Origin of the sequence: Mesorhizobium sp. M7A.F.Ca.CA.001.08.2.1 (assembly GCF_003998455.1) — a bacterium.
GTDB classification, from domain to species: Bacteria; Pseudomonadota; Alphaproteobacteria; order Rhizobiales; family Rhizobiaceae; genus Mesorhizobium; species Mesorhizobium ciceri.
Window position 1 is genome coordinate 1 of sequence record NZ_RZPW01000148.1, and the last position, 10,053, is coordinate 10,053.

The following is a 10,053-nucleotide window of genomic DNA, read 5'->3' on the forward strand; positions in this document are numbered from 1 at the left end:
AGGAAGATGCTGTTGGCGGTGTAGTCCCGGCCCGGCAGGTTGCTGGTCAGTTTCTCGGTCCTCACTCTTGTGGTCAGGCCGGCGTAGCGGTTCAGCCACCAGGTCAGGCCGGCCTCGGCGCTCAACACCCTGTCATGGCCGTCGATGCCGATGTAATCACGCCAGTCGAGACCCAGAGCCGCGTTGGCGGTGAGGTTGGCGCGAATCTGGCGTTCGCCGGTCAGGCGACCGGAATAGAGGATGTCGCCGCTCTCGCCCGATGTGGTCGTGGGCTCGACGGTGGTCCGCCCGGTCAGGCCGATTATGGTGCCGCGCTCGGGTGACCATTTGAGGTCGGCGTTGACGGTGGCACCCGAGATCGCATCAAGATTTTTGTCGTCGATCGCTTCCCTGAGCCAGCCGGCCGAGAATTCGCCCGACAGCTTCTCACCCATGTCGAGTGCAAGGCCGGCGCGGGCGCCGAGCCGCGTCGACGAGCGCTCGAAGCCTTCATTGTCGATGCGTTGATCATAGGTCCGGCGGCCGACCTCGATTTCGGTGAAGGGGGTCAGGGCAGGGGAGATCTCGTAGCCGGTGCGCAACGTCGCCGTGTAGAGCGTCGAGTCCTGATCCTTCTGCGACAGCGAGGTGCCGTCCGAGAGCTTGGCGTCGCCGTAGAAGTCGTGCGAGACCGCGCCGGTCAAGGTGTACTGCATCTTGCCAAGATGCTTTTCGACGGCCAGGCTGCCATCGATGGTCTGCCGCAGCGGCTGCTTGCTGACGCCGGCAATGGCGTCCGGCGATGATGCCGATTCCGGCACGGCCTCGTAGCCGAGCTTGGCGATGGCGCGCAATTCATTGTCGAGATCGACATTGAGCTGGCCTTCGATGCGGCCTTGCTCGTCGTGAACCGGGTAACCCGAGACGGTCTCGCGAAAAAGGCCATAGCCGTCGATCGTAGCGGAGTTCTCGCGCCAGTCGGAGGCGGCGGAAAAGCGCAGCGCCGTCTCGGACAGCAGCGCCGACTTGCCTGCACTGCTCGAATCGCCGTTCGAGGTGGCGGTCAGGCCCTGTTCGATCGTCGGCCGGATGACGAAGGAGCCCCATTTGATGCCGGTGGCGGCAAACGGATCATCCTCCAGCTTCTTCTTCTGGCCTTCGATGGCGTCCGTACGCTCCGCTCCTGGGTCGAGCTTCTGCCTGTCGGCGCTGTCGATGGTGAGTGCGCGGCGGTTGGCCGTGTCCGCATCGGTCTCTGCAGCATCGGTGGCGTCCGTCGTGGAGGCGGTCCGGGAGGCGGTCGTGGAAGCGGTGATGTCGGAGGTGTCGGCCGTCGATTTCTTCTTCTTTTTCGACTTGTCGGCAGCCTTGTCCTTGGCTTGGTCAGCCGCATTCTGCCTGGCGCTCGATGAGCGGCGGCGCGGCTTGGGCGGCGCCGCCGTGTCGGCGGACGTGTCGTCAGTGGCTGCCGGCGGGTCGAAGAGGCTGCCGGTCGCGGTGGCGTCGCCAGTGTCGGCGTCGTCAGGCACGGCACCGGCGCTGGCCGGCAGATAGGTGCGGGCCGGCGCATTGTCCTGCGCGGCGTTGGCCGGCTGTTGACCCTGCGCTGCCAAGGCCAGCTGTCTCGCCTTGCGCTGCTGGTCGGACAGGATCGCCGATTCCGAAACTTCGCCGCGCAGTTCGGTTTCCTGGGCATGGAGCGCCGTTGGGCGCAGCAAGGCAAACATGCTGGTTGCCAGCAGCAAGGCGCAGACCGCCTTGCCCCCACGTCGCGTCGAATTTTCTGGCTGGACCCCGGACATCGCCACCACTGCTTGCGCGGCGCACGCGCGCCATACTTACCGAACCGTAAATGGGGATGGTTAACGGAGGGTTGAGGCAGCGGCCCGTCAGCTGCCTGAAGCGCTGATTTCCAAAGGGATTCATACTGCGTGCGTTTTCTCGCCTGCCGTCGTCTGAAACCACCGCACACGTTCGGGCGATATGCCTGGGGCCATTTCCGTTGGACAGCGCGCCGGCAAAGCGCTAATCGCATCAGCCATGCATGCGGGATCCCTGGATAAGAAGCCTTTGGACAGGCAAGCCTCGATCGCTTCGGCGCTGAGGACGGTGGCGACAGAACAGGCTGGTGTCGCAGCCCTCGCCGAGGCGCTGGAGAATGGGCTGGCCGCGCCTTTCGCCCAGGCGGTCGAGATGATCTCGGGGATTGAAGGCCGGCTCATCGTCACCGGCGTCGGCAAAAGCGGCCATATCGGTTCGAAGATCGCCGCGACGCTGGCCTCGACCGGCACGCCGGCTTTCTTTGTCCATCCCGCCGAAGCCAACCACGGCGATCTCGGCATGATCGCCAGGGACGACGCCATCATCGCCATGTCGTGGTCGGGCGAAAGCAAGGAACTCATGGGCATCGTCGCCTATTCCAGGCGCTTTTCCATTCCGCTGATCGCCATCACCGCCGGAGAGACATCGGCGCTGGCGCGGGCGGCGGACGTGGTGCTGCTTTTGCCGCGCGCTCCGGAGGCCTGTCCGCACGGCCTGGCGCCAACGACATCGACGCTGCTGCAACTGGTGATGGGCGACGCGCTGGCGATCGCGCTGCTCGAAGCACGCGGCTTCACGCCGGACCATTTCCGCACCTTTCACCCGGGCGGCCAGCTCGGCGCCAATTTGACGCAGATCCGCGAGATCATGCATGTCGGCGACAGGCTGCCGCTGGTGGTTGCGGGCACCGGCATGCAGGACGCGATCCTGGAACTGTCGCGCAAAGGGTTTGGCTGCGTCGCGATCACCGATGTCGACGGTGCGCTGGTCGGCATCATCACCGATGGCGACATCCGCCGTCACATCGGCAGCAATCTGCTGGCGATGACGGTGGATCAGGTGATGACAAGAGGTCCGAAGACCGCGACGCCGGACACGCTGGTGGCAACGGCGCTGCAGACGATCAACAATTCAGCCATCACCAGCCTGATGGTGGTGGAGGGCCGGAAACCAGTCGGCCTCATCCACCTGCATGATCTGCTGCGTATCGGCGCCGCCTGAACGTTCAGACCGCCTCGACGGTCAGTTCCAGATCCGTATCGGCCGCACCCGTCACGCGCACTTGCGTGCCGGCCGGCAGGTCAGGGCCGGAGACACGCCACAGTGTGTCGCCCAGCTTGATGCGGCCGCGCCCGTCACGGATCGGTTCGGCAAGTGTCGCCATCCTGCCGACCATCTGCGCGCCGCGCCGGTTGAGCAGCGGCTGATCGGTCGGGTCGTTGCGGCTGCCGACCAGCTTCTTGCCGACATAGGCCGAGACCAGCGACAGCGCCAGGAAGGCGAGGACCTGGACCTGCCATGTCCAGAAGCCGGTGTCCCAGATCAGCAGCGACACAGCGCCGATGATCAGCGCGGCGATGCCGATCCACAGCATGAAGATACCCGGCGCGATGATTTCCATCACCAGCAGGACGAAACCGAGAACCATCCAGTTCCACGGGCCGAGTTCGGAAACGATGCGGTCGATCATTGGTTTCGACCTCAGTTGTCGGTTGGGCGAACGACCGGCGGGCGCGCGGCCTGCCTCTGCGAGCCGGTCGTGCCCTCGCTGCGGAAGACTTCCTTGGCGATCTCGCCAATGCCGCCTAGCGAACCGATCAGCGACGATGCCTCGAAGGGCATCAGCACGATCTTGCTGTTGGTCGCGGTGCCGATCTTGCCCAACGCTTCGGTGTATTTCTGGGCGACGAAGTAGTTCAGCGCCTGCACATCGCCTTTGGAGATCGCTTCCGACACCACCTGGGTGGCGCGGGCCTCCGCCTCGGCCGAACGCTCGCGCGCCTCGGCATCGCGGAAGGCGGCTTCCTTGCGGCCTTCGGCCTCGAGGATCTGCGACTGCTTGAGGCCTTCGGCGGCAAGGATCTGGGCGCGCTTGTTGCGTTCCGCGGTCATCTGCCGGCCCATCGATTCGATAAGGTTGGCCGGCGGGTTGATGTCCTTGATTTCGACGCGGGTGATCTTGATGCCCCACGGGTGGGCCGCTTCATCGACGACGCGCAGCAGGCGCTCGTTGATGGCGTCGCGGTTCGACAGGAGTTCATCGAGATCCATCGAACCCATGACGGTACGGATGTTGGTCATCGTCAAATTGAGGATGGCGTTCTGCAGGCCGGAAACCTGGTAGGCGGCCTGGGCGGCGTTGAGGATCTGGAAAAAGGCGATGCCGTCGACACCGACAATGGCGTTGTCGCGGGTGATGATTTCCTGGCTTGGAACGTCGAGCACCTGCTCCATCATGTTCATCTTGGCGCCGATGCGGTCGATGAACGGGTAAATGAAATTGAGACCCGGGCTCAGTGTCTTGGTGTAACGGCCAAAGCGCTCCACCGTATAGTTGTAGCCTTGCGGGATTGTCCTGATGCCTTTGATCAGCAGCACCAATACCAGAAGGGCAAGTGCACCAACCGCAATATCGAAACCACTGAAATCCATTTGGCTCTCCCTCAGACGAAGGCCGCACAAGCCATTCTCGCGCGGCCGACTTCACCAAAGACTTAAGTGTGTTTCAGATGCGTTACAATCAGGTGATGACGGATTGTTTGCGGGTGCGATCAGCGGTTGAAGGCAAACAATCTTGCATCCGTGTCCTCCAACCCGTTGATCGAAGCCGGGACAATCTCGGAAGCGATCTGCGAGAAGGTGACGCCGTTGCCGCCGTAGCCCATCACCGCATGGATGCGCGGGTGGCGGGGAATGGCGCCGATATAGGGCAGGCCGGTGGTTGTGGTGCCGAACGAACCGGTCCAGGCAAAATCGGGCCTGGTGTCGAGATGCGGAAATACCAGGCCGAGCTTCTCGGCGATGCGTGTGCTCTTGTCGGCGATCAGCTCGTCGCGCCGCGCTTCGTCGACAAAATCCTCGTCCTCGCCGCCGCAAATGACCCGGCCGTCGATCGTCGTGCGCATATACAGATACGGCTCCGACGCTTCCCAGATGAACGCTGCGTCCGGCCAGAGCTTTCGCGGTTGCGGGCATGTTGCGATCGCCCATGTCGAGATGATCCGGTGGGCCGCGGCCGGCACGATCTCCACAAGTTCGTAGCCGGTGGCCAGAACAACATGTCGCGCGGTTATGGTCGGGCCATCCCTGGTCGCGACGACAACAGCTTCGGCGCTATCCTCAATCACTGTCGCTTCGACGGGGGCGTAGAAGCGAGCCTTGCGCTGAAGGGATTTCAGCAGCAGCCCAGCCGTCAGCTTACGCGGGTCGAGCGCGATGTTGCCGTGGCTGAGAATGGCGCCTTCGCGGTCGATGCCGAATGTCTCCGCCAGCGGCGCCGGCGTCAGATAGGTCGCGGCGATGCCGGCTAGCCGCCGTGCCTTGGCCTCGTCGCGCAGTTCCGACGGACCAAGTATCGTGCCAGACAGATAGAGCGACGGCGCCCGGCTCAGGCCACAGTTGATGCCGAGTTCGGCGATGCGTCCGGCGAGATTGGAGACGGCGAGCCGCGAGCGCCGCCAGGCCTGCTGCGCCGAGGCTCTGCCGATCATCTTCGAAAGCGTGGAGAGAGGCTGGTCTATTTCGAATGCCACCAGCGCGGTGGTCGCGGCCGTCGAGCCCTTCAGCGGGCCGCGGCGGTCGATACAGATCACCCGATGGCCATCGGCCGTCAGCGCCTCGGCCATCATGGCGCCGCTGATGCCCATGCCGACGACCAGCACATCTGCCTTGACGTCCCGGGTCAGGCCGTCCGTCGGCACCGCAGGCGCGCGATAGGCTGACCAGACGGGCTGGCCAGTTCTGAGGTCGAGTTTGCGGGGCATCGCATTCTCCGGCGGCGCGCCTTAACGCCCCGGAGCTTGTGTTGTTCCGGAGTTAGAGCGGCGAGCCGCTCTAACTCCGGTTGACGAAATTCCCAAGGGAAAGCGCTATTCGCTTTTCCCGGGAAAACCGTTTCACACTTTTCCTGGAATTTCTCCTAGACCCAGCCAGACAGTTCGCGCCGCACCATCGCCTCGATCACCGCCATCCCCTCCGCGCTGTCGTTGAGGCAAGGGATATGGGCGAAATTCTTGCCGCCGGCATGGTGGAAGGTTTCGGCCGCCTCGCGGCCGATCTCATCCAGCGTCTCGATGCAGTCGACGGAAAAGCCGGGATTGACGACGGCGATCGACTTGACGCCGTCCTGTGCGAGTTTCTCCACCGTCTTGTCGGTATAGGGTTGCAGCCATTCCTGCGCGCCGAAGCGCGACTGGAAGGTGATGATCAGTTTCCTGTCATCCCAGCCGAGCCGTTCGCGCAACAGCCGCGTCGTCTTCTGGCAGTGGCAATGATAGGGATCGCCCTTCTCGAAATAGGGTTTTGGAATGCCGTGATAGGAGGTGATGACCACCTCCGGCTCGAAATCCAGCGTCGCCAGATGCCGTTCGATCGAACGCGCCAGCGCCTCGATATAGACCGGCTCGTCATAGTAGGGCGGCACGCTGCGGACGGCCGGCGCGCGGCGCATCTTCATCAGCGCGCGAAACAGCTGGTCGTTGGCTGTTGCCGTGGTCGTCGCCGAATATTGCGGATAGAGCGGAAACGAAAGAATGCGGTCGCAGCCCTGGTCGGCCAGACGCTGGGCAATGCTGGCGGTCGAAGGGTTGCCGTAGCGCATCGCCCAGTCGACGACGACATCAGGCAGGTCGCGCAGCGCTTCGGCCAGCTTTTCGGCCTGGGCACGGGTGTAGGTGCGCAGCGGCGACTCGTTCTTTTCCCGGTTCCAGATCCGGGCGTAATTGGCGCCCGACTTCTTGGGGCGCGTGGTGAGCACAAGTCCATAGAGGATCGGATACCAGATCGCCCTGTTGAGCTCGATGACGCGCGGATCGGACAGGAATTCACGCAGATACCGCCACATCGGCTTGAAATCGGTGCCATCGGGCGTGCCCAGATTGACCAGCATGACGCCGATCTTGCCCGCCTTGACCGGCGGATGCCCAGCGGGCAACGGGCCGAGCGCTTTTGCGACCTTGGGATCGGCAGGGGTGGGAAGCGTCATAAGGGTTCTCCGGGAGACGCGAACCTAACCATCTTGCGCGCGCATTCAATGCAGCGTCTGGCCGCACCTTAAAGCGGATTGTCCGAATGGATTCAGACGACCCGCTTTAACTCTTTGTTTTATGCATGTCGTTCTCCCAAAACCGAGGTCACTTTTGGGCGACATGCATTAAAACGCTAAATTAACCAGCGGCGACCACAGTAGCTTGTTCGATCACGGTCCGCAGGCGCGCTCATGCCCGTCGCTGATGCCAAGGATGGTTCGGCCGTCCCGAAACGGGAGGCCGAAGGCATGGACCGCTCCCGCCACATGGAAGACGAACTGCGGGAGCAGAACCAACGCTTTTCGGCTGCGGTCGAGAACATGTCGCACGGCCTGTGCATGTTCGACGCCGACGAGCGGATGATCATCTGCAACGGCAACTACCTAAACATCTTTTGCCTCGACGCCAGGGTGATAAGGCCCGGCATCCGGTTCCTCGACATTCTGCGCCACAGCGTCGATATCGGCGTCGCCTCGCAAACCGCCGACGAACTCTACGCCATCCGCAAGCCCTATATCGATCAGGCAAAGCCCTCGACCTACGAAGAAACACTGTCGGACGGCCGCATCGTCAGCATCTCGCACCGCCCTCTGGCTCTGGGCGGCTGGGTTTCGATCTATGAAGACATCACCGAGCAGCGCCGCGCGCAAGAGGATCTCAAGGAACAGCACCGCCGCTTCGACGCAGCGCTCGCCAACATGTCGCAAGGCTTGCTGATGTATGACGCCGACGGCAAGATGATCGTGCGCAACCGGCGTTTTCTGGAGCTCTACAAGGTCACCCCGGCGGACTTTCCGCTTGGAACGACGCACCGCGACGCGCTCGAACGGTTGCTGGAACTCGGCATCTATACGAAGATCGATGTCGACAGCGAAGTCGCCAAGACCGAAGCCTGTCTGGCGGCGGCAAAAATGCATTCGGCCTATCGGCATCTTACCGACGGCAGGACGGTTTTGGTCACACGTCGGCCGATGGATGGCGGCGGCTGGGTGGTGACCTTCGACGACGTCACCGAACGTCGCCGCACCGAAGAGCGCATGACCCATCTTGCGCATCACGACACGCTGACGGGATTGCCCAACCGCTCGATGTTTCGCGAACGGCTCGACCTTGCGCTGGAGGACACGGCGGCCACGCCGCTGGCGATCTTCTCGCTCGATCTCGATCGCTTCAAGGCAGTCAACGACACCTGGGGACATCCGGCCGGCGACTGGCTGCTGAAGAGCGTGGCCGAGCGGCTGCAGCGCTGCCTGCATAATGAAAACGACGTCGTTGCCCGCTTCGGCGGCGACGAATTCGTCATCATCCAGTTCAATTTCAAGGGCATTGCCAATGCTGAAAAACTCGCGAAGCGCATCGTCGAGACAATCGGAAAACCGTTCCGCGACAAGAGCCGCGAGATGCATATCGGCATCAGCCTGGGCATCGCGGTTTTCCCCGACGACGGCGGAGACGCCGACACGCTGCTGAGGAACGCCGATACAGCGCTTTACCGGGCGAAGAGCGAAGGCCGCAATCTGTATCGGTTCTTCGAACCCGGAATGGACGCAATGGTACAGGCACGGCGTGCGTTGGAGGTCGACCTCGGGACCGCACTGTCGCGCCAGGAATTCGACCTCGATTTCCAACCCATCATGAACATCGCCTCCGGCGAGATCGTCGGCGCGGAAGCCTTGATGCGCTGGCATTCCCCAGAACGTGGCATGGTGGCGCCGGACAGCTTCATTCCGGTCGCCGAAGAAACCGGATTGATCGTGCCGCTTGGAGAATGGGCGCTGAGGAAAGCCTGCACGGCGGCGGCACGCTGGCCCGCCGGCCTGCGCGTCGCGGTCAATGTCTCGGCCGTGCAACTTAAAAGCGGCAGCTTCGCCCGCAGCGTCATCTCGGCGCTGGCTTTCTCCGGCGTGCCAGCCGGTCGGTTGGAACTGGAGATCACCGAAACCGTGCTGATGGATGAAAGCGAGGTGGTGCTAAGGACGCTGCGGCAGTTGCGTGAACTCGGCATCCGCATCGCGCTGGACGATTTCGGCACCGGCTATTCGTCGCTCGGCTACCTCAGGCGTTTTCCTGTCGACAAGATCAAGATCGACCGTTCGTTCATCCACGATTTGAGCAATCGCGACACCGCGGCGATCGTTCGCACCGTCATCGGGCTGGGTGCCGAGCTTGGCATCACTGTCACCGCCGAGGGGGTCGAGACCGAGGTGCAACTCGATATCCTGCGCAGCAATGGCTGCACCGAGGCGCAGGGCTTTCTGATCGGCGCGCCGTCAAAGGCGGCCGAGATCCAGCGCCTGTTGAGATCCCGGGCGCCGCACAGCCAGACCGGCTAGGCCGGCCATCGTCAATGCAGCGTCTCGATGTACTTTTCGTGGAAGCTGACATAGCCGGGCTCGACCACCTTGAGATGCCGCTCGATCAGCGCATGAAACCGCGGCAGTTGATGAAACGGCACGCCGGGATAGGCATGATGCTCGGCATGGAACGGCATGTTCCACGCCAGCTTGCGGACCAGCCAGTTGGTCAATGTGGTCCTGGTGTTCTCCAGCATGTTGGCGACGAACGGACAGCGACCATGCTCGGCCAAGAGATAGAGGCGCAGAAACGGCTGCCCCAACAGAGCGGGCAAAATCCAGACATAGACAAGCACCGAGAGCCGGAAATAGACGGCCAGCAGAAGGAGCACGGCATAAAAGGCAATCATGGCGCGTGCCTCGATGCGCACCTTGTCATAGCCCTTTGGCGGAACGTAGCTTTCGCGACCACGATCCGCGGCGTTGGCATAAAGCGTGTTGATGTGGCCCCACCATAACGGGATGCCGGATATGTGGACGAGGTATTGCCGCCATGTCTCCGGCTTGGGGAACGCCAGTTCCGGGTCATTGTCGGGATCTTGCGTGTATCGATGGTGGGCAAAGTGGAAGTAGCGGAACCAGTCCGCCGGCAGCACGATCGCCAGGCTGCACACCCGCGCCACGACATCGTTCAGCCGCTGCGCCTCAAAGGC

At 62.9% G+C, this 10,053-nt stretch carries 8 protein-coding genes; 2 read left to right on the forward strand and 6 right to left on the reverse strand.

The features are described from left to right. Positions 1-1,781, reverse strand: a 1,781-nt coding sequence (locus tag EN914_RS11570) for an outer membrane beta-barrel protein (RefSeq protein ID WP_164778715.1), incomplete at its 3' end; no start/stop codon positions are given. Positions 1,782-2,019: 238 nt separating this feature from the next. Here EN914_RS11570 and EN914_RS11575 point away from each other — a divergent pair. After that, complete coding sequence (locus EN914_RS11575) at positions 2,020-3,021, forward strand: SIS domain-containing protein (protein WP_024502733.1); 1,002 nt, start codon at positions 2,020-2,022, stop codon at positions 3,019-3,021. A 4-nt stretch (positions 3,022-3,025) separates the two neighbouring features. On the opposite strand, the gene EN914_RS11580 is transcribed toward EN914_RS11575, so the two are convergent. From EN914_RS11580 to hemH, 4 genes are all read right to left on the reverse strand, one after another. Then, the gene (locus EN914_RS11580) at positions 3,026-3,490 is read right to left on the reverse strand and encodes an NfeD family protein (RefSeq protein ID WP_013529725.1); all 465 of its coding nucleotides are present in this window, start codon (positions 3,488-3,490) and stop codon (positions 3,026-3,028) included. 11 nt (positions 3,491-3,501) lie between these two features. Continuing rightward, positions 3,502-4,452, reverse strand: coding sequence for an SPFH domain-containing protein (locus tag EN914_RS11585; RefSeq protein WP_013529726.1), 951 nt, complete (start codon positions 4,450-4,452; stop codon positions 3,502-3,504). Positions 4,453-4,571: 119 nt separating this feature from the next. Further along, positions 4,572-5,783: an FAD-binding oxidoreductase gene (locus EN914_RS11590; protein ID WP_024502732.1), complete on the reverse strand. Its 1,212-nt coding sequence runs from the start codon at positions 5,781-5,783 to the stop codon at positions 4,572-4,574. Positions 5,784-5,938: 155 nt separating this feature from the next. Next, on the reverse strand, positions 5,939-7,003 hold the full coding sequence (gene hemH, locus EN914_RS11595) for a ferrochelatase (protein WP_013529728.1): 1,065 nt from the start codon (positions 7,001-7,003) through the stop codon (positions 5,939-5,941). Between the two features lie 234 nt (positions 7,004-7,237). On the opposite strand from hemH, the gene EN914_RS11600 reads away from it, so the two are divergent. Beyond that, complete coding sequence (locus EN914_RS11600; RefSeq protein ID WP_024503058.1) at positions 7,238-9,379, forward strand: bifunctional diguanylate cyclase/phosphodiesterase; 2,142 nt, start codon at positions 7,238-7,240, stop codon at positions 9,377-9,379. An 11-nt stretch (positions 9,380-9,390) separates the two neighbouring features. Here EN914_RS11600 and EN914_RS11605 read toward each other — a convergent pair. Then, the coding region (locus EN914_RS11605) for a fatty acid desaturase (protein WP_127389087.1) at positions 9,391-10,053 on the reverse strand (663 nt) is incomplete at its 5' end.